The following is a 19,314-nucleotide window of genomic DNA, read 5'->3' on the forward strand; positions in this document are numbered from 1 at the left end:
TGTAACAAACCACCACCTCGATCGAATCCGGCTGCCCACTTGTGTTTTTGAATACCCTACCACCGAAAAACCGCGGCGGCCCGATCCTACGACTGTCTCGGCCCGCCGTTTCACAACTCTCGCCTAGCTCGAACCGAACAGGCCGCTGAGGGAACCGAGGCCACCACTCAACGAGCCGAGCGATCCGGTTCCGCCACCGGTTCCGGGGTTCGTGCCGGGGTTGATTCCGGGATCAGTACCGGGATCAGTACCTGGGCCGGTCGGATCCGTCGTCTGCACCACGATGGCGGGCCCCATTTCCGGGAAGCTGGCGCTGGTTCCGGCCCCACCACCCATGAGCGTCGCGCCGACAGTCAACCCACTGCCGTAGGTACCCGGATCACACTTCACGACATAGCTGGTCTTCATCGTTATCGGGTTCTTGCTGTTGTTGTACCAACCGTTACTGGTGAAAACCTTCGTGGTTGCGGTCGACTGGGAGGCATTCGGGGTTTCCACAGTTTCCTTCATGACACCTCCCAAACCTGGGAGGCCGCCCATCAGTTTCGAAATCTTTGCCGAGCCCGGCACGAACTCGAGACAGCCGGCATGAATCTCGGTCAGCCGGTTGACATACCCTTCGAGCCCGTTCTTACTCGACACCGTCGTGTAGGTGATCGTGTCACCGACCTTCGGGGACGCATTGTCCACGGTGCGAGTAAATGTGTAGGCACCAGAAGTTGCTGTCTCGGCAGTCGCGACTCCCGCACCCAGCGCGCTTGCACCCACAGCAAGAGCAATCACCCCCAAACCAGCACCAACGGCGGACAGACTACGATTCCTGGATCCGAACTTTGCCACGAACAATCTCCACTCTTTGAGGTTCCAGGACAACTGAATTCGTTGATTACTGAAACTTGTTACAACCTGACTCCCGAAGTACGATACAGTCGACCTGGACATTCGCCCAGCTTTTCGTCGAATTAGTCGACAATCAGTTACCAGCAGGCAATCGACACCGAAAAAGTCCTCTCAATTCGGACTTTTCCGTAAATTCTGCCGAACTGATACATAGGCAAGCGTCCGATAGGTTTCAATGGTTACCGCGGCGCAACCTTTGAAGAGTCATCCCATCGCCGTCAGCGTGAACCCCTCGAACGGAGAATTTCATGTCACGTTTTTCAATGCGCAAAACACTCACCGGAATCGCAATCGCTGCACTTGCCACCAGCGGACTCGTGATGACCGCAGGCACCGCGAGCGCCGATGCCACCCACCCGTCCGCGGCAACGGTCAACTCCTCCAACGTCCGAATCACCAAGAGCATCGTGGGCGACGGCGAAGTTGCACCCGGCGGCAAAGTCACCGTGCGCACGGTCATTTCCACAACAGGCCACCCCGAGCGTTACGTCGACCAGTTCGTCGACCGCTACCCCGCCACGTTCAAGTACATCCAGGGCACGGCGACGGTCAACGCGTGGCACTTGATCGGCGGTCAGAAGACCGAATCCGTCACGCCTTCGGTTGACACCGCCGCCCGAACCGTGAATGTACCCAGCACCGGCTGGCTGATCTCACCCACCGGAAGCAAGACCGTGACGATCGAGGCGCAGTACCTCGTCGCCGACGATGCACCGATCGGTTCGTACCAGGAAATGTCGAGCTCGATCGGTATCTCGACGTTCAATACCGAGCAGAACATCAGCGGCGTCTACGCCAAGATCCGCGCCAAGAACCCCGGCGAGGCGGCCGCATCGGGCTCGGCAGATCTGGGCTTCGGCTCTTCTGACGGCGAGGGCGGAACCGGTTCGGCCGGATCCTCCATCCTGGACAACCCGGCCGGCTTCATCTCCGACATCATCAGCGGTGTCCTGGCCAACGGCAGCTGATTCACTCGCTCCACCTGCTCCACCTGCTCCACCTGTAAACACTCCGTCGGGGAATGTGTTCGAGGGTGGCATCGAGTCTTCGGACTCGGTGCCACCCTCGATCTTTTGTGGCGATCACACTCCGTCGCGCCTGCATCAAAGAACCAAATAGGAAAGCATTACCTAAGTCATTCGCGGTATGATCCACCGATGAGTTCCACAGGATTTCCGTACTGGGCTGTGCCGGCAGGCCGGTACGTTCCGCTCCCCTTCTCGATGACGACGTCCACCATCGGGCGTGATCAGAAGCGCGCGTGGCGTGAGATCCGCCATCCCGAACACGAACTCCTCTGGGGCGCTTCCGGCGAGATGAGCGCGTACATCGACGACGTTCGTTGGCAGATACCACCGACGGTCGGCATGTGGATTCCGGCTGGAACTCCACGGCGCATCACGCTCGGCGCATCCACCGAGGCTCGTTTCACCTATTTCCGGCCCGAGTCGTTCCCCCACCCGTGGACAAAACCCGCGATCATCGGCATCGACGACGTCGTCAAGACGATGCTCATCCATCTGCACCAGCGAAATATGCCTACCGAGGCTCGCTTGCGGGCGGAATCCGTAGTCTTCGACACGCTCGCGCCCATCGAGGCGGCTGATGTCGCAGTGCCGATGCCCGCCGATCCCCGGGCCCTCGCCGTTGCACGCCGCTTGATCGCCGACCCCGCCGATCAACGCGGGCTTGCCGATTGGGCCTACGTGGTCGGCGGAAGCCCCCGTACCCTGAGCCGTGTGTTCTCTCAAGGCACGGGGATGTCCTTCACCGAGTGGCGAATTCAAGTTCGCGTCCGCGCTGCGATGTCCTATCTCGCTGCGGGCGTTCCTGTTTCGACGGTAAGCCGTCGCGTCGGATACGAAACCCCCAGCGCCTTCACCAGCGTGTTCCGCAAGGTCACCGGACGCACACCGAAGAACTACTACTCGGACGCGTGCGAGTTGTCGGCCTAACTGGTCAGAACCCGTTCATCTTCGAGACCAGTTCCGCGAAAGCATATTTGACGCTCAGCGACGTGGGTGACGCCAAGGCCATGACTCGTGCCAGACCGAGCTGCTGAATCAGCCTGCCGTCCTTGACTGCCGGCAGGTCGGCAAACAACTTGTCCCCCATCAATCCGGGGAGCCCCTGCCCACTCGCGTCGTTGAGCACGATCACGTCCGCGTCCAGTTCGTTGTACTGTTCGCGCGATGCAGTCACCGACCCCTGGGTGTCGCCGCACAGCTCTGCGCTTCCGGCCGACTGCTTCAGTCCGAGCTGGGACATCAGGATGACTCGGCCGTCGTCAGCGCAGTAATTGGTGAGGCCGTCGATGTTTCCCGAGAGGAAGGTCAAGGTTTTCCCGTTCAGATTCGGGGATCCGGCAGCCAGGTCGGCTATGGAATCGTCAGTTTCCTCGATCAGCTCGGCAGCCCGCTTCGGTTGGCCGAGTACTGATCCGATGGTCGACAACTGTTCCTGCCACGTGGTCGCCCATGCGGTCTCCTTGAACGGAATGGTGGGTGCGATCTGGGAAAGACGTGCATAGTCGTCTTCGGTGATTCCCGAGACCACTGCGATGATCACGTCCGGCTCCAACGCCAGGATCTGCTCGAACGGCACACCGGACGTGCTGTCGAGCAACGTGGGTTCGACATCGCCCAACAATTCTTCGTCCCACGGCAGGATGCCGTTCTCCAAGCCTGCCCCACTGAACGACTCCATGGCGACGGGTGTCTTGCCCAGTGCGAGGACCGAATCCTGGCTGTTCCAGCCGATCGTCACGATCCGCTGAGGTTCGGTCTCGATGGTGGTCGACCCGTACGCGTGATCAACGGTGACCGGCAGCGCGCCGGCCTCGGCCAACTGCGTCGTGCCCTCCGACGCTGTTGACTCGGTGCTGCTCTGGCAGCCTGCGAGCAGGGCAATCGCGGCCAACGCAGCCACTATTCGGGTAGTGCTCTTCATCTTCTGTCAGCTCTCTTCGCAAACGTACTTTGTTTCGACCAGCCAGGTATATCGAGACCCGATCCCGGTAATGGGGTGTCGATACTCCATCTGTCCGCTGCCGCGTAGCCCTTGGCATCTGCGAGCACTTTCCGCACTCGTACCGGCTCTACCGTAGAACTGCACAACGAGTGTTCAGATCTGGGCGAGGAGTTTCACGAGTGTCAGCGCTGCCCGAAACTCGTTCCGGTCCGATGGAGATGATCCGAGTCGGATCATTCTCCTCCGGACGCGGCCCGCGACTGGTTGCAGCCGTCACCGGGCAGGCGTCGTATCAGGTAGCTCAAGCCCTCATCCCGGTGCTGATCGGCACCGTCGTCGACCGGGCAATCGGAAAGTCCGACAGCACAGCACTTCTCGTGTGGCTTGCGGTGCTGTGTACTCTGTTCGTGGGACTCGCTCTGTCGTGGCGCATCGCAGTTCGCCTGAACACGCAGGTCTTCGTCTACGGCGAACACGACCTACGACTGAATGCTGCCAGACGAATACTCGATGCCAGGGGGATGAAAGCTCAGCGTTCGACCGGTGAAGTTCTCACCATCTCTACCTCGGATGCCTCACACGTCTCGGGCTTCTCCTGGGTTGTCGCCGAACAGGGCTCGGCATTTGCGGGGCTCGTCGCGGCAGTGATTTCGCTTGCCTTCGTCTCGTGGCCGCTCGCACTGATCGTCGTACTCATCACCGCTGCGCAGCTCATATTCATCCACAAGATCAGCGGTCCGTTGGACGAGCGCGTGTATGCAGAGCAGAAGAAGGCAGCCGAGGCAGGCATGCTTGCAACGGATTTCACGCTGGGACTGCGGGTACTGAAGGGTTTCGGGGCTGAACCCACCGCCCTGTCGCGATACGTCAACGCGAGCCGGGAGTCGATGAAGGCAGCGATCCGGACGGTCAGAGCAATGTCCAGCCTGACCGCGCTCAATTCCGGGGTCTCCGCGTTGGTGCTGGCTTCGGTTGCGCTTGGAGCCGCGTGGATGGCGCATCAAGGCACGATCACCGTGGGCAACTTCGTCACCGTTGTCGGCTTGAGCAGAGTGATTGCCGGTCCGATGGAAACGCTGGGGTTCTTCGGTGCCGAACTCGCTGCCAAGCGAGGTTCCGCGCGCAGACTGTCCGAACTGTTGGCCGAGCCACACCTGATCGAATCGCTGGCCCCCACGGCCGCGACCGAACCTGCCAGAACTGAAGACGCCCTATTGATTTCGGCGGACAACGGAACCGTCGTCTCAGCTCGCCGCGGAGAAGTGGTGGGTGTGCGCGCTGACGATTCCGCCGACCGACTGGCACGACAACTCGCCTATCAGACCCCGCTCGCCCCCGACTCTTACTTCGTATTCGGCACCGATGCAACCGACCTCGGCCCGGACGGAGTTCGTGATCAGGTGTTCGTCTCCGCCCATGAAGGAACCGTGTTCACCGGCACCGTCTTCGACAATCTGGCTGCACCGAACGTCGACTCGTCGGCAATGACGTCATCTGCGCTCGACGACGTGTTGACGCATCTGCCCGACGGCCACCTCTCCGAGGTAGGCGAGCAAGGAAAGAAACTCTCCGGAGGTCAACGCCAACGCCTTCTCCTCGCCCGCGCTCTCCATCAACCCCAGCCGATCCTGGTCCTCCACGAACCCACCACTTCCGTGGACTCTGTCACCGAGCATCGGATTGCACACTCGCTGAGAAACTTCCCCGACAAGGCCATTCTGGTGATCACCTCGAGCCCGACCCTCCTCCATTCGTGTGACCGTGTCGTCACGATCGACCACGGCGTTCGGGAGGGAGAGTCGCTGTGACCGATACCCTTCCGGATGCATCTGCTGTTCCGGTTGTATCTGCCCTGCCGATCGCGTCGACCAAACAGACCGTCCGCGCATTGATCGCACTGCTTCGGCCACGCAAGCGAGCGCTCGCACTCACGACCGTCGTGCTTCTCTCTGCTACGGCCTGCGGCCTGTCCACCCCGGCACTGCTCGGACTCATGGTCGATGCGGTCACGGAGGGCAAACCGTTTGCCTCACTCCTGCGTATCACCGCGTTCATGCTCGGCGCAGCGGCAGCAGGGGTTGCGCTGACCTGGTGGAGCACACAGCTTCTCGCGAATGTCGCGCAAAACGTGCTGGCCGATCTTCGTGAGGACGTGTTCGCCGCCACCCTCGCGCAGCCGTCGTCACTGGTCGAGGATGCCGGAACCGGTGATCTGATTTCCCGGGTCTCGGGCGACGTCGAAGCGGTAAACACCGTCATCGCGCGAGTACTACCCGCCACCGTGTCTGCCCTGTTCATGATTTCACTGACGCTTGTCGGTGTGGGAGTGATCGATTGGCGCTTCACCGTGGCAATCGTTGCCGTTGCGCCGATTCACTATTTCGCTCTTCGTCATTTCCTCCGACGCTCCGGCCCCGTCTACCGACGCTCTCGCGCTGCGCAGGCCAGGCGGGGACAACAGCTCATCGAAACTCTCGGAGGCGCAGGCACTGTCACTGCCCTGCGGCGAACAGACGAGCACATCGGCCGAATCGCCGAGACCTCCGAGCATGCCATCAGCTTCGACATGCAGGCAGTTCGCCTGCGCACCAACTTCTTCGCCCAACTCAACGGCGCCGAACTGCTCGGACTGGCCGCCGTCCTGAGCGTCGGCTACTGGCTCGTGACCACAGGCTCGGTGTCCATCGGGGCCGCTACCGCCGCCGCCCTCTACTTCCACAGTCTGTTCAGCCCCATCGCGGTATTTCTCTCGAACATCGACGAATTGCAGGATGCGGGTGCCAGCCTGGCTCGCCTGATCGGAGTCACCGCGATGCCCGGGCGGCCCACGAGCATTCCTGCCTCGGATCGGTCCGAACCCATCGGCGTCGAGGTGGACCGGGTTTCCTACTCGTACGACAACTCCACCCCGGTGATCGATTCGATCTCGATCTCGATCGCACCGGGGGAACGAATCGCCGTCGTCGGAAGCAGCGGCGCCGGAAAGACCACGCTCGCCAAACTGATTGCCGGCATCATTCCCGTCGGGGACGGGCGAATCACCGTCGACGGCACACTGATTGACGACCTGAGTGATGCCGAACTTCGGCACGAAGTCGTCCTCGTCAGCCAGGAAGTTCACGTGTTCGTCGGGACGATCGCCGACGATCTCCGGTTGTGTGCACCAGATTCGGACGATGCGAAGATCGCCGAAGCCGTCGACACGATGAAAGCTCAATGGATTCATGAACTTCCGGACGGACTCGAGACCAGGGTCGGGGCCGGTGGGTACCAGTTGACGGCAGCGCAGGCACAGCACATAGCCCTCGTCCGACTGGCTCTGCTCGATCCTCCCGTCGTCATCCTCGACGAGGCGACTGCCGAAGCCGGAACCACCGCAGCCGGTCTACTCGATCAGGCAGCCGAGCTCGCAGTCACCGGCAGGACCGCCGTGGTGATCGCACACCGGCTGAGCCAAGCAGTCCGCGCCGATCGCATACTCGTCATGAGCGGTGGCCGCGTAGTCGAGAGCGGGACACATGACGAACTGATCGGCGCGGACGGTTCCTACGCTGCACTGTGGGAAGCCTGGTCGGTGCGGAGCTAGAACCCCGCCAGACTCACCCGAAAGCCGTTACAACTCAGCTGCTACGACGCCTGCGGGCGATGTCCGCCAGGACGACTCCGGCGGCAACCGAGGCGTTGAGCGACTCGACCGGACCGGCCATCGGAATCGACAGGATCGCGTCGCAGTTCTCGCGGACGAGGCGCGAAAGGCCCTTGCCCTCGGAACCGACCACGATCACAACGGGACCGCTGCCGTCGAAATCGTCGAGAGTGGTGTCGCCCTCGGCGTCGAGACCGACGACCTGAACACCCTTCGATGCCCAGTCCTTGAGCGTGCGGGTGAGGTTGGTTGCCCGAGCAATCGGCAAACGAGCGGCAGCGCCGGCGCTGGTACGCCAAGCGACAGCACTCACGCTCGCGCTACGGCGCTCCGGAATCACGACGCCGTGTCCACCGAAAGCTGCGACCGAGCGCACGACGGCACCCAGGTTGCGGGGATCGGTGATGTTGTCCAGCGCGACGAGCAGCGGCGGCTCGGCATGCTTGCGTGCCTCCGAGAGAAGATCGTCCGGGTGCGCGTAGCGGTACGGCGGAACCTGCAGGGCGATGCCCTGGTGAAGACCGTTGGCGCTGAGGCGATCCAGATCGGTGCGGGGGACCTCGAGGATCGAGATGCCGGCATCCGCAGCGAGCTGAACGGATTCCTTCAGTCGATCGTCGCTCTCGGTGCCGACCGCGACCCACAGTGCAGTCGCCGGAACGCCGGCGCGTAGGCACTCGACCACCGGGTTGCGTCCGAGCACTGTCTCGGGACCGTCGAGAACCTTGCGGCCCGGACCCGGACGGCCACCGCGTCCCTGCTTCTCGTCGGCACGTGCGGCGCGCGCTGCACGCTTTGCCGCGGGATGCTTGGTGCGTGCCTCGGCGGGCGGCGTAGCGCCACGCCCTTCGAGACCGCGACGGTGCTTACCGCCGGAACCGGCAACCTGGCCCTTCTTGGTGCCGCCCTTACGGACTGCGCCGCGCCTGCTCGAGTTTCCAGCCATTGTTACTGCCCTGCCTTAAGGGACCATTCGGGTCCGTCGGGAGTATCGGTTACTTCGATACCCGCCTTGATGAGGCGATCGCGGACCTCGTCCGCCACCGCCCAGTTCTTTTCCGTACGTGCCTGCTGCCGACGATCGAGATCGGCCCGCACCAACACGTCCAAAGCTTCCATTGCCGTCTCGGTGTCGCCACCGGACTGCGTCCAATGCTCGTCGAGTGGGTCGACGCCCAGGATCGCGAGCATGGCCCGCACCTGGCCGGCAGCCACCCGAGCCGCGTCGAGATCACCGGCAGCGAGCGCGGAATTACCCTCGCTCGCCTTGCCGTGAATCTCGGCCAACGCGATCGGCACCGACAAGTCGTTGTCGAGAGCCGCCGCGAAACCTTCGGTCCACGTACCGAGTTCGACGCCGCCCGCACGCTTGTGTGTGCGCAGGACGAACGACTCGAGCCCCTGGTAGGACTTCGCACTTTCGTCCAACGCCTCGTCCGAGTACTCGAGATTGGAACGGTAGTGCGCACTACCGAGGTAGTACCGAAGTTCTTGCGGACGAACCTTCTTGAGCACGTTCGGCACCGAGAGAACGTTGCCCAACGACTTGGACATCTTCTCGCCACTCATCGTGACCCAGCCGTTGTGCAACCAGTACTGAGCGAAATCGTCGCCGGCGCACTTGGCCTGCGCAATTTCGTTCTCGTGGTGCGGGAAGACGAGATCGCGTCCACCACAATGGATGTCGAATGCCGCCCCGAGATAGAACTCCGCCATGGCCGAGCACTCGAGGTGCCAGCCCGGACGGCCAGGTCCCCACGGTGTCGGCCACGAGGGCTCACCGGGCTTGACGGCCTTCCAGAGGGTGAAGTCGCGAGGATCGCGCTTGCCCTCGGCCGCACTCTCGCCCTGATGAACGTCGTCGAGTTTGTGGCCGGACAGTGCGCCGTACTCGGGGTAGCTCTGCACGTCGAAGTAGACGTCACCGCCCGCCGCGTACGCGTGGCCGTTCTCGATCAGACGTTCCATCATCTCGACCATCTGCGTCACGTGGCCGGTGGCCCGTGGCTCGATGGACGGTGGCAGCACACCCAGTTGGTCGTAGGCCCACGTGAACGACCGCTCGAACGTCGCCGCCCACTCCCACCAAGGTCGACCGGCGCCGGCGGCCTTGTTGAGAATCTTGTCGTCGATGTCCGTCACGTTGCGCACGAAGGCAACGTCGTTGCCGTGCGCCAACAGCCAGCGACGCAGCACGTCGAAAGCGACGCCGCTGCGAACGTGTCCGATGTGAGGATCACCCTGAACTGTCGCCCCACACAGGTACACCGATGCATGTCCGGGGGCCAACGGAACAAAATCCCGAAGGGCCCGCGTACCGGTGTCGTATAGGCGCAGGGTCACGACCAGCGATCTTACCTGTCGTGTTCGGTTGTCATGACCAACGCGGTGGCCATGGCGGCGATCCCCTCGCCTCGACCGGTCAAGCCGAGGCCGTCCGTGGTGGTCGCGGACACAGAAACAGGCGCGCCCAGTATCTCGGAAAGCACCTTCTGCGCCTCGTCGCGACGCGGCCCGATCTTCGGACGGTTGCCGATGACCTGCACCGCGGCGTTGCCGACGGCGAACTGGTTCTCTTCGAGCAGTCGGCGAACCTCGGCAAGCATTCGAGCGCCGCTCACGCCGTCCCATTCGGGCCTGCCGGTGCCGAAAACCGAACCGAGGTCACCGAGGCCCGCCGCAGAGAGCAACGCGTCACACAGCGCGTGGACGGCGACGTCGCCGTCCGAATGGCCCGAGCACCCGTCTGCTTCCTCGAACAGCAACCCGGCCATCCAGCAAGGACGACCGACCTCGATGGGATGAACATCCGTGCCGAGACCGACGCGCATCTAATTTCCGTCCTGTGAATCCGCACTCAACGCTGTCTCCGAGCTCAGGAGCGCCCGTGCAAGGACCAGGTCGAGCGGAGTGGTGATCTTGAAGGCGAGGGCGTCGCCGGGAATCGTCTGCACCGAAACACCGAGACGCTCGACCAGAGCGGCGTCGTCGGTCGCGGCGACGTCACCGGCGTCGTACGCACTGCGCAGGACGTCGGTGGAGAATCCTTGGGGAGTTTGAACCGCACGCAACTCCGAACGCAGAGGCGTACCGGTGACTGCGCCGAGGACGTCGACCGACTTGATCGTGTCGGTAACCGGGAGTACCGGGATGACAGCGGAGCTGCCGGCTCGGAGAGTGTCGACGACGCGCGCGATCAACGCCGGCGGTGTCAATGCCCGCGCGGCATCGTGCACGAGTACAAAATCTGCGTCGCCGGCAGCGCTGAGGCCGGCTCGAACCGAATCGGTTCTTTCGGCACCACCGCCGACGACGTCGACGTCCGCTGCACGACCGAGGTCGGCTACGACGGATTCGACCAGTTCAGGCGGCACAATGACAACAACGCGGTCGATCGCTCCGGATTTCCGGAGTCCATCGACCGCGCGTGCAAGCATGGTGCACCCACCGAGTTCGACAAATGCCTTGGGCAATTTCTCGCCCAATCGCACTCCCCGACCTGCGGCAGGTACCAGGGCTACTACTGCCACTGTCAGCTTTGTTGTGTTGCAGTCAGGACGCGGCCGCGAGGACCTCGTCGAGAATGGTCTCTGCCTTCTCGGTGTCAGTGCCCTCGGCGAGCGCGAGCTCTCCGACGAGAATCTGACGAGCCTTGGCGAGCATGCGCTTCTCACCAGCGGAAAGTCCGCGGTCCTGCTCACGACGCCACAGGTCACGAACAACTTCTGCAACCTTGTTCACGTCACCTGAGGCAAGCTTCTCGAGATTTGCCTTGTATCGACGAGACCAGTTGGTGGGCTCTTCGGTGTGCGGTGCTCGCAGAACCTGGAAAACCTTGTCGAGGCCTTCTTGGCCGACCACGTCACGAACTCCGACGTACTCTGCGTTGTCTGCAGGAACCCGTACTGTGAGATCGCCTTGAGCGACCTTCAGAACCAGGTACTCCTTCTGCTCACCCTTGATGGTGCGGGTTTCGATAGCTTCGATCAGCGCCGCACCGTGATGGGGGTATACGACGGTGTCTCCGACCTTGAAAATCATGTGTCCCGTGCCCCTTTCGATTCCACTAGTTTAACACGTGAAAGAACCGACCACTCATCAACTGTGCAGGTCAGGGGCATCCTTGCTCGAGCGTAGGGGTTGACAGGGCTTGTTGTACGTGCATTCAACTGGTCTGGAGCACCCCTGCGTAACGGACTGAAAGCCCACGCAGACAACCGTTGTGGCGACCCGACGGCCAGCCCGCGGGACCTTATCTACTACTCTGCCTAGTGGAGTGCGAACCTGACGCCGTGGAGGACAAATCGTGACTGCTATCCGTAAGCCGACTCGTCGAGTCGCTACCGCCATTGCACTGGCTGCAGGCGCAGCCATCGCGCTGTCCGCTTGCGGTTCCGGACAGGTGAGCCAGACCGCCGTCCAGCAGGCCGCCGTGAACGGCAACAGCGCCGACCTCGGTGAGATCGCACTGCGCAACGTGCACATCGCTTACCCCTCGTCCGAGGAGTACAGCATCGAGCCGGGCGGCAATGCCGTGCTCGCGTTCACCGTCGTGAACGACAGCGCCGAGACCACGGACAAGCTCGTCAGCATCACCACCGATTACGCAGCACGCGTCATCGCAGGTGAAGAGGTAGGTGGCTTGACGATCAAGCCGCAGACGTCGCTGCAGGCCGGTCAGTTGCCCGCAGGCGAAGGCGCCGCGACCGAGGCCGAGACCCAGATCAAGAACAACGAAGAGAACGACGACGCACCCGCTGCGCTCACTCTCGTCGTTCTGCAGGACATCAAGGCAGGCGTTCGCCCCGGCTTGACCGTCCCGATCACCTTCAAGTTCGAGAAGGCCGGATCGGTCACCGTCGACGTACCTGTCGACGCCGGCCCGCAGCTCGAGCGCAACGAGTCGGACAAGTCACCCGACGTTGCAGAAGCTGGGCACTGAGCCTCGAATCACCAAGGCGCACAATGCGCCTCGCAGAACAACTTCAGAATCACACTAGAGGCGGGGTCCATGTCGGACCCCGCCTCTAGTCTGTCCCGGTGGCCAAAGTGAAATCGAACTACCGCTGCTCCGAATGCCAGTCGGTAGTGCCCAAGTGGGTCGGTAGATGTCCGGACTGCGATTCGTGGGGCTCGATGACCGAGGTCGCCGTAGTGGCACCCGTCGCCAGTCGCGCCGGCGCCTCACTCGCCAAAGCAGGATCAAGCGCCGTGCTGCCTACGACGCCGGCCACGCCGCTGACACAGATCGACAGCACCTCGACGCAGGCCAAACCCACGGGGATCGGTGAGTTGGACCGCGTCCTCGGCGGTGGCGTCGTACCGGGTTCGGTGGTGCTGCTCGCGGGCGAGCCCGGCGTCGGAAAATCGACGCTACTTCTCGAGGTCGTCTACCGCTGGGCGATGCGCAGCGCGGATGATCGAGCGTTGTACGTCACGGGCGAGGAGTCTGCCGGTCAGGTTCGACTTCGGGCAGATCGCACCAACTCTGTCCACGAACGGATGTATCTGGCGGCCGAATCCGATCTCGCGACCATCCTCGGCCACATCGAGCAGGTCAAACCGACACTGGTCATCGTCGACTCTGTGCAGACCATGCTTGCTGCCGACGTCGACGGGGTCGTCGGCGGCGTGACTCAGGTCAAGGCCGTCACCAGCGCCCTGACCTCCCTGGCCAAGGCCAGTGGAATCCCGGTGCTTCTGATCGGCCACGTCACCAAGGACGGCGCCGTCGCCGGTCCGCGCTCGCTCGAGCATCTCGTGGACGTGGTTCTGCACTTCGAAGGTGACAAGCACTCCACCCTGCGCATGGTCCGCGGCGTGAAGAACAGATTCGGTGCGGCCGACGAGGTCGGATGCTTCGAGCTGAGCGAGCAGGGCATCAACGAGATCAGCGATCCGTCCGGCCTGTTCCTGCATCACCGTGAAGAAGCTGTGGAAGGCACTGCCGTCACCGTGATGATGGACGGTAAGCGACCTCTACTCGGTGAAGTTCAGGCGCTCGTCGCCGCCACGCCGCTACCGACACCTCGCCGAGCCGTCAGCGGGCTCGACACCGCCCGTGTGGCCATGGTTCTGGCCGTGTTGGAGCGCCGCGTCGGAGTGTCGATCTCGAAGGCCGACGTCTACGCCGCGACCGTCGGCGGTATGCGGATGACCGAGCCGGGTGCCGATCTGGCTCTCGCCATTGCGGTCGCTTCCGCCGTGAAAGCCAAACCCGTCCCCAAGGGGCTCGTCATCCTCGGCGAGGTCGGACTCGCCGGGGAGGTTCGACGGGTTGCCGGGGTGAACCGACGGCTGATCGAAGCTGCCCGACTGGGATTCACCAGCGCCATCGTGCCGGTCGATTCCGGCCCGAACATTCCCGGCATGCGCGTCAACGAAGTAGCGAATCTGGCCGAGGCACTGGCCTACGCCGGATTGATGGGCGGCAAACAAGCCCCCTCTCGCCCCAAGCTCACGCCGGTGAAGTGATCGTCGTTCGGCCGACTACCTCGTCAGACCGACGAGGTGCCGAACGGGGACGTCGGTTCGCCGTCCACGAACTCCTTTGTCTTGGCGAAGTGTTCCGAGGTGATGGTCAGGAACAGTCCCCGGGACGTTCCCACCACCGTGTCCGGATCCGCTGTCGGACCTTCGACGATCACCGCTTCTGCACTGGTGTAGACCTTGCGGCGTACAACGCCGTCGATGCGAGCCCGGAATTCGAGCACCGATCCCAACGGGATCGGCCGGGCGAAGTCGATCTCGAGGTGCCCGGTCACCACCGGCGAGCCGAGAGCCATACATGCCATACCTTGAGCCTCGTCGAATGCCGTCGACAGAATGCCGCCGTGAATGACACCTGGACCGCCCTGATACTTCTTGGCGACCTCCAGACGACCGGTCACTTCCAGTCCGTTACCAGCCCTGAAACTCATCGCCATTCCCGCAGGCTGGTCGTCGCCGCAGCCGAAGCATTTCGACCAGTGCTGAGGCAGCTTCTCGCCGGCGGCCGGAAAGAATTCGACCGGCTCCGGGACAGTCAGGTCATCAGGCAGGGTCCAGGTACTACTCATGGATAGGTAATCTAAACGGGGATCCGTCCGGCGCAGGCATCGGACCCGACCGAAGTGACATCGACCTCAGCAGGGAGTTTCTCAATGATCAGTGCGATGGCGGACACACAGTCGTCGTCGGCATTGCGAGAGACCATCGCCAGGTTGGCGCCGGGTACCGCTTTGCGAGACGGGCTCGAACGAATTCTGCGCGGCCGTACCGGCGCGCTGATCGTCCTCGGATACGACGAGGAAATGGAAGCGCTGTGTGACGGCGGATTCAACCTCGACGTGGAGTTCGCACCGACCCGATTGCGTGAGCTGTCGAAGATGGACGGCGCGGTTGTCCTCTCGACGGACGGCACACGCATCGTGCGTGCCAACGTCCAGCTGGTTCCCGATCACAAGATTCCCACCGTCGAATCCGGCACGAGGCACCGCGCTGCCGAGCGCACGGCAATTCAGACCGGCTATCCCGTGGTCTCGGTCAGTCAGTCGATGTCGATCGTCAGTGTGTACGTCGGCGGCATCCGGCACGTCATCGACGGCTCGGCCACCATACTTTCGCGCGCCAACCAGGCCGTCGCGACGCTCGAACGATACAAAGCGCGACTCGACGAAGTGACACGGCAACTGTCGGTGGTCGAGATCGAGGATTTCGTGACTCTGCGCGACGCGTTGACCGTCGTACAGCGCCTCGAAATGGTTCGCCGCGTGTCGATCGAAATCGAACAGGATGTCCTCGAACTCGGCACCGACGGTCGCCAGTTGGCACTGCAGCTCGAAGAACTGGTCGGCGACAACGACATTGCACGTCAACTCATCGTTCGGGACTATCTTGCCGGTCCCGAACCCATCGGCACCGCGGCGATGGACAACGTCCTCGTCGCACTCGATCGCGTCACCGACGCCGATCTACTCGATCTCACGACTCTTGCGCGTGTTCTCGGTTATCCAGGCACGATCGAAGCTCTCGACACTCCGATGACTCCTCGCGGATATCGCGTGCTGATGCGTGTACCTCGATTGCAGTTCCATCAGATCCACCGGTTGGTCGGATCCTTCGGCACTCTCCAGTCGCTGCTGGCCGCTACGGCTGCCGATCTGCAGTCGGTCGAGGGCATCGGCGGGCTGTGGGCTCGTCACATCCGTGAGGGACTTTCCCGGCTCGCGGAGACGTCGATCACCGGATCCTTCAACTAGCGGGCCTGTTCGGGCTTGCCCGCGCTCATGCGATGTTGAACGGCTCCGGGGAGCTTCGCAGTGCACCGAGCTGCCCGACAACCGTGTAAGCGCCTGCGCCCACCGGATTGCGCTCGGGGTTCTGCGCGGTCGCGCACTCGGGGGTCGACGTCGTGGCCGACCAGGCGACCTTGAACGCAGCTTGCTCGCCGGGCGCGAGATTGCGTACGTCGGCTGCGGGCTGTGGGTAGCAGTCGACGTTGGACCACAACCGGGTCTTGCCGTCGATGCTGTAGACGAGCACCTGCTGAAGGCCGCCCGCCAGATCTCGATCACAGGGTGCCGAACCGATGTTGGTGATGACGATCGTGAACGACGGCTCTTCGCCGGGAGCGAAGGTCGCCTTGTCTGCGGTGGCCTTGACTGCCAGCGACGAGTCGGCGCACTGACCGGCCGGGACCGGAGCCCCGGTGGTCGACGAAGAGGAAGAAGACGAAGACGATCCCGAAGCCTGCGTGCCCGAGCCACCTGATCCACCGGCAGCGCCGCCACCCGAGCCACCGCCACCCTCCGGCGCGTTGGAACCGGAAGGGTTGGGGGTGAAGGAGACGTCCGTTGTCAGCGAGGAACTCGCAGCGGCCGAATCGGCCTCCGGGGTATCACTTCCACCGCCGAAGAGGGCGGACGCCGCCCAGATGATCAACGCCAGTGCAATGACGGCGGCACCAATGGCCAGCGCCCGGCGACGCCAGTAGATCTCGGGGGGCAGTGGTCCATTAGGTTCCAACACGGACTCAACGGTAGTTGGCGCAGGGTCCACTAACCGTCAGCTGAGGCGGCGTGTCGGTACCCATTGTCTGCTGCCAAGTACCACTGCCCCGGAAGATCTAACCCTCGACGGTCTCGACGCTCTCGCCGATGTCGCCGACCGCGCCCTGAACTCGCATGTGACCGTCGGACAATGTGTACGTGACGCCGACGATCGCGCACGCACCCTTGTCCACCTTGTCGGCGATGATCCGGGACCTCTGCATGATCAGCGAGCCGGTCTCCACGACGTGACGGCCTTCGAGTTCGTCGACGGTGGACAAGCCCTCGTTGCGGCCCATCAGGATGGACGGAGCAACACGCTCGACCACACTGCGGATGAATCCGTCGGGAACTGCGCCCTCGTCCAGGGCGTCGAGCGTTGCCTTCACGGCACCGCAACCGTCGTGCCCGAGGACGACGATGAGCGGCACGTTGAGCACGTGAACCGCGTACTCGATGGAACCGAGCACCGAATCGTCGAGCACGTGACCTGCAGTGCGCACGACGAACATGTCGCCGAGACCCTGGTCGAAGATGATCTCGGCGGCTACGCGCGAATCACCGCAACCGAACAGCACCGCTGTGGGGTGCTGCCCATCGACGAGTTTCGCGCGGTCCGCGATTCCCTGGCTGGGGTGAATGGACGCGTCGTTGACAAATCGCTCGTTGCCTTCGCGAAGGGACTTCCAAGCGGAAATGGGGCTTGATCGTGGCATTCACTCATTGTGCACCCGCCGCATTTCGGGCTCTCGCCGGGAAGGTTGCGTGGACGCAAACGAAAGTTCCGCGTCGACATTCGCGCCCGGTGATGAAGTGGCCGAAATGGAACTTACTTCAGAGTCAGTTTCCTGATACCGTCTCCGAACGTGACCTGGAGCACTTCGAGCTCCCGAGTGTGATCGAAGAAACCCGACCAGAACGATTCGGCCGGAGAGGGGGATGGCGTGAGCACCGAAGCTACGACGACCGGGAATGGAACAACCGGGGAAACAACTGCTGTCTCCCCCGCCAAGACGAACATGTTCTCGAACCTGCTCTCCGAGATCGGACTGCTCTTCACCTTCACCGTTCGCGTGTGCGTTGCGGCGTTCACATCTCTTCGACACAAGCGCCTCGCCTGGCGTGAGGCGCTCGACCAGATGTGGTTTCTCGCCCACGTCACCTCGGTCGCGTCCGCTCTGGTGATGATTCCCCTCGGTGTCGGGGTAGCACTGCAGATCGGTGCGCTCGCAGATCAAATCGGCGCGGGTGCGTACAGCGGTGCCGTCGTCGCGTTCCTCATCATCGGACAGGCCGGCCCCCTGGTGTGCGCCCTGATCATCGCCGGTGTCGGCGGTTCCGCAATCTGCGCAGATTTGGGAGCGCGAACGATACGCGAGGAAATCGATGCACTCGAAGTGCTCGGTCTACCCGTGCTCGAACGCCTGGTCGTACCCCGGATGATCGCCATTGCCGTCGTCTGCCTCCTACTGAACTCGATAGTTCTCGTAATCGGTTTGGGCGCAAGCCTCTTCGTTCACGTCCTGATACTCGACGGCAACGCACAGAGTTTCCTGCGCAATCTCGTTCAATTCAGTCAACCCAGCGACTTCGTCGTCTCCGGCATCAAAGCCGTTGCCTTTGCTCTCATCTCGGGAATCGTGGCCTGCTACAAGGGCCTGACCGTCAAGCGCGGAGCTCAAGGCGTCGGCGACGCAGTCAACGAGACCGTCGTGCTCTCGTTTGTCCTCGTGTTTGTCGCCAACCTCGCAATTACTCAGTTCTACCCACTGTTCGTCTCGGTGAAAGGTGCCTATTGATGCACCTGCCCATCGCAATTCGTGCCAAGCGGGTCAGTTCGCGGACCGTCGACGGCCTGAGTCGACTCGGCGATCAGTTCACGTTCCACGCGCGTGTCATCACCTCGATTCCCGCAACCCTCAAGCGCTATTGGCGTGAAGTCGCCCGTCTCGTCGCCCAGGTGGCATTCGGTTCGGGCACCCTGCTCGCCGGAGGCGGCAGCGTCGTCGTGATCTTCGCGATCTCGTTCTTCGCCGGTTCCCAGATCGGACTCGAGGGCTACCGCGGACTCAACCTCGTCGGCCTCGCACCGCTGTCCGGCGTGATGTCCGCCATCGCGAATACTCGCGAGGTGGCACCACTCGTTGCCGCAATCACCCTGGCAGCCAAGGTCGGAACCGGATTCACCGCGCAGCTCGGAGCGATGCGGATCTCCGAGGAAATCGACGCGCTCGAAGTCATGGCGATTCCCTCGCTGCGGTACCTGGTCACCACCCGAATGATCGCGGCGCTCATCGCGGTGGTCCCGCTGTACCTGGTCGGCCTGTTTGCTTCGTACATGGCAACGGCGCTTGCGGTGATCCGGGTCAAAGGCCAGTCGGAGGGAACGTACGGCTACTACTTCAGTCTTTTCCTCTCTCCCAACGACATCTGGTTGTCCTTGATAAAAGTCATGGTGTTCGCGGTCGTCGTGACCCTCGTGCACTGCTACTACGGTTACACCGCGACGGGTGGACCCGAAGGCGTCGGACGAGCCGCCGGACGAGCGTTGCGCACCAGCATCGTCTTCCTGGCCTTCACCGACGTCGCGATGACCATTGCGCTGTGGGGACTCAAACCTCACGTACCCGGGCTGACCGGATGATCGTCACGAATTCCAGCCGAATCACCCTGGCACTGCGGGGTTTACTCGCCGTGGTCATCCTGATCCTCGCCTACGTCTTCTTGTTCAGCAGAGGTACAGACTCCACCGGTTCCACACCGCAGGTC

General features: G+C 62.7%; 19 protein-coding genes. 9 read left to right on the top strand and 10 right to left on the bottom strand.

Going from position 1 to position 19,314, the window contains the following annotated elements; translation table 11 throughout:
* Window positions 1–123 precede the first annotated feature (123 nt).
* Complete coding sequence (locus RWT78_RS19005; RefSeq protein WP_314677291.1) at window positions 124–690, bottom strand: hypothetical protein; 567 nt, start codon at window positions 688–690, stop codon at window positions 124–126.
* 458 nt (window positions 691–1,148) lie between these two features.
* Here RWT78_RS19005 and RWT78_RS19010 point away from each other — a divergent pair, with 458 nt between their 5' ends.
* Window positions 1,149–1,868 (top strand): hypothetical protein, encoded by a 720-nt coding sequence (locus RWT78_RS19010; RefSeq protein WP_003945935.1) that lies wholly within the window; start codon window positions 1,149–1,151, stop codon window positions 1,866–1,868.
* 189 nt (window positions 1,869–2,057) lie between these two features.
* Window positions 2,058–2,855, top strand: a complete 798-nt coding sequence (locus RWT78_RS19015) for an AraC family transcriptional regulator (protein ID WP_031332820.1) — start codon at window positions 2,058–2,060, stop codon at window positions 2,853–2,855.
* Between the two features lie 4 nt (window positions 2,856–2,859).
* Here the strand turns inward: RWT78_RS19015 and RWT78_RS19020 are convergent, their stop codons facing one another.
* Entirely contained in the window at window positions 2,860–3,849 is a 990-nt protein-coding gene (locus RWT78_RS19020) for an iron-siderophore ABC transporter substrate-binding protein (RefSeq protein WP_003945426.1), read from the bottom strand.
* A 200-nt stretch (window positions 3,850–4,049) separates the two neighbouring features.
* Here RWT78_RS19020 and RWT78_RS19025 point away from each other — a divergent pair, with 200 nt between their 5' ends.
* A complete protein-coding gene (locus RWT78_RS19025) occupies window positions 4,050–5,678 on the top strand; it encodes an ABC transporter ATP-binding protein (RefSeq protein WP_042923737.1) in 1,629 nt (542 codons plus the stop codon).
* The gene (locus RWT78_RS19030; RefSeq protein WP_314677301.1) at window positions 5,675–7,456 is read left to right on the top strand and encodes an ABC transporter ATP-binding protein; all 1,782 of its coding nucleotides are present in this window, start codon (window positions 5,675–5,677) and stop codon (window positions 7,454–7,456) included. The genes RWT78_RS19025 and RWT78_RS19030 overlap by 4 nt, the downstream gene beginning before the upstream one ends.
* Before the next feature lie 34 nt (window positions 7,457–7,490).
* Here RWT78_RS19030 and rlmB read toward each other — a convergent pair whose 3' ends face one another.
* Genes rlmB through carD form a run of 5 tightly spaced genes read right to left on the bottom strand, consistent with a single transcriptional unit; the run spans window position 7,491 to window position 11,557 of the window.
* Window positions 7,491–8,462 carry a 23S rRNA (guanosine(2251)-2'-O)-methyltransferase RlmB gene (gene rlmB, locus RWT78_RS19035; protein WP_003945749.1) on the bottom strand — a complete coding sequence of 324 codons (972 nt, stop codon included), beginning with the start codon at window positions 8,460–8,462 and terminating at the stop codon, window positions 7,491–7,493.
* 2 nt (window positions 8,463–8,464) lie between these two features.
* Window positions 8,465–9,859 carry a cysteine--tRNA ligase gene (gene cysS / locus RWT78_RS19040; protein ID WP_003945830.1) on the bottom strand — a complete coding sequence of 465 codons (1,395 nt, stop codon included), beginning with the start codon at window positions 9,857–9,859 and terminating at the stop codon, window positions 8,465–8,467.
* 11 nt (window positions 9,860–9,870) lie between these two features.
* Window positions 9,871–10,347, bottom strand: coding sequence for a 2-C-methyl-D-erythritol 2,4-cyclodiphosphate synthase (gene ispF / locus RWT78_RS19045; protein WP_003945901.1), 477 nt, complete (start codon window positions 10,345–10,347; stop codon window positions 9,871–9,873).
* On the bottom strand, window positions 10,348–11,046 hold the full coding sequence (gene ispD / locus RWT78_RS19050) for a 2-C-methyl-D-erythritol 4-phosphate cytidylyltransferase (RefSeq protein WP_003945606.1): 699 nt from the start codon (window positions 11,044–11,046) through the stop codon (window positions 10,348–10,350).
* A gap of 22 nt (window positions 11,047–11,068) precedes the next feature.
* On the bottom strand, window positions 11,069–11,557 hold the full coding sequence (carD, locus tag RWT78_RS19055; protein ID WP_003945666.1) for an RNA polymerase-binding transcription factor CarD: 489 nt from the start codon (window positions 11,555–11,557) through the stop codon (window positions 11,069–11,071).
* Window positions 11,558–11,822: 265 nt separating this feature from the next.
* Here carD and RWT78_RS19060 point away from each other — a divergent pair, with 265 nt between their 5' ends.
* Together RWT78_RS19060 and radA are read left to right on the top strand one after the other, a co-directional pair.
* Complete coding sequence (locus tag RWT78_RS19060; protein ID WP_003945942.1) at window positions 11,823–12,458, top strand: copper chaperone PCu(A)C; 636 nt, start codon at window positions 11,823–11,825, stop codon at window positions 12,456–12,458.
* A gap of 98 nt (window positions 12,459–12,556) precedes the next feature.
* The gene (radA, locus tag RWT78_RS19065; RefSeq protein WP_003945739.1) at window positions 12,557–13,990 is read left to right on the top strand and encodes a DNA repair protein RadA; all 1,434 of its coding nucleotides are present in this window, start codon (window positions 12,557–12,559) and stop codon (window positions 13,988–13,990) included.
* A gap of 23 nt (window positions 13,991–14,013) precedes the next feature.
* Here radA and RWT78_RS19070 read toward each other — a convergent pair whose 3' ends face one another.
* Window positions 14,014–14,574 carry a PaaI family thioesterase gene (locus tag RWT78_RS19070; protein WP_003945494.1) on the bottom strand — a complete coding sequence of 187 codons (561 nt, stop codon included), beginning with the start codon at window positions 14,572–14,574 and terminating at the stop codon, window positions 14,014–14,016.
* Between the two features lie 96 nt (window positions 14,575–14,670).
* Between RWT78_RS19070 and disA the strand changes: the two genes are divergently transcribed.
* Window positions 14,671–15,756 (top strand): DNA integrity scanning diadenylate cyclase DisA, encoded by a 1,086-nt coding sequence (gene disA, locus RWT78_RS19075; RefSeq protein WP_024487741.1) that lies wholly within the window; start codon window positions 14,671–14,673, stop codon window positions 15,754–15,756.
* A gap of 25 nt (window positions 15,757–15,781) precedes the next feature.
* On the opposite strand, the gene RWT78_RS19080 is transcribed toward disA, so the two are convergent.
* Window positions 15,782–16,525, bottom strand: a complete 744-nt coding sequence (locus RWT78_RS19080; RefSeq protein WP_003945615.1) for a DUF4232 domain-containing protein — start codon at window positions 16,523–16,525, stop codon at window positions 15,782–15,784.
* A gap of 97 nt (window positions 16,526–16,622) precedes the next feature.
* Entirely contained in the window at window positions 16,623–17,261 is a 639-nt protein-coding gene (locus RWT78_RS19085) for a carbonic anhydrase (RefSeq protein ID WP_003945421.1), read from the bottom strand.
* 228 nt (window positions 17,262–17,489) lie between these two features.
* Here RWT78_RS19085 and RWT78_RS19090 point away from each other — a divergent pair, with 228 nt between their 5' ends.
* Together RWT78_RS19090 and RWT78_RS19095 are read left to right on the top strand one after the other, a co-directional pair.
* Window positions 17,490–18,344 (top strand): ABC transporter permease, encoded by an 855-nt coding sequence (locus RWT78_RS19090; RefSeq protein ID WP_003945667.1) that lies wholly within the window; start codon window positions 17,490–17,492, stop codon window positions 18,342–18,344.
* Window positions 18,344–19,189 carry an ABC transporter permease gene (locus tag RWT78_RS19095; protein WP_003945610.1) on the top strand — a complete coding sequence of 282 codons (846 nt, stop codon included), beginning with the start codon at window positions 18,344–18,346 and terminating at the stop codon, window positions 19,187–19,189. The genes RWT78_RS19090 and RWT78_RS19095 overlap by 1 nt, the downstream gene beginning before the upstream one ends.
* The last annotated feature ends 125 nt before the right edge of the window (window positions 19,190–19,314 follow it).

It is taken from the genome of uncultured Rhodococcus sp. (assembly GCF_963525155.1).
In the GTDB taxonomy this organism is placed as follows: domain Bacteria; phylum Actinomycetota; class Actinomycetes; order Mycobacteriales; family Mycobacteriaceae; genus Rhodococcus_F; species Rhodococcus_F qingshengii.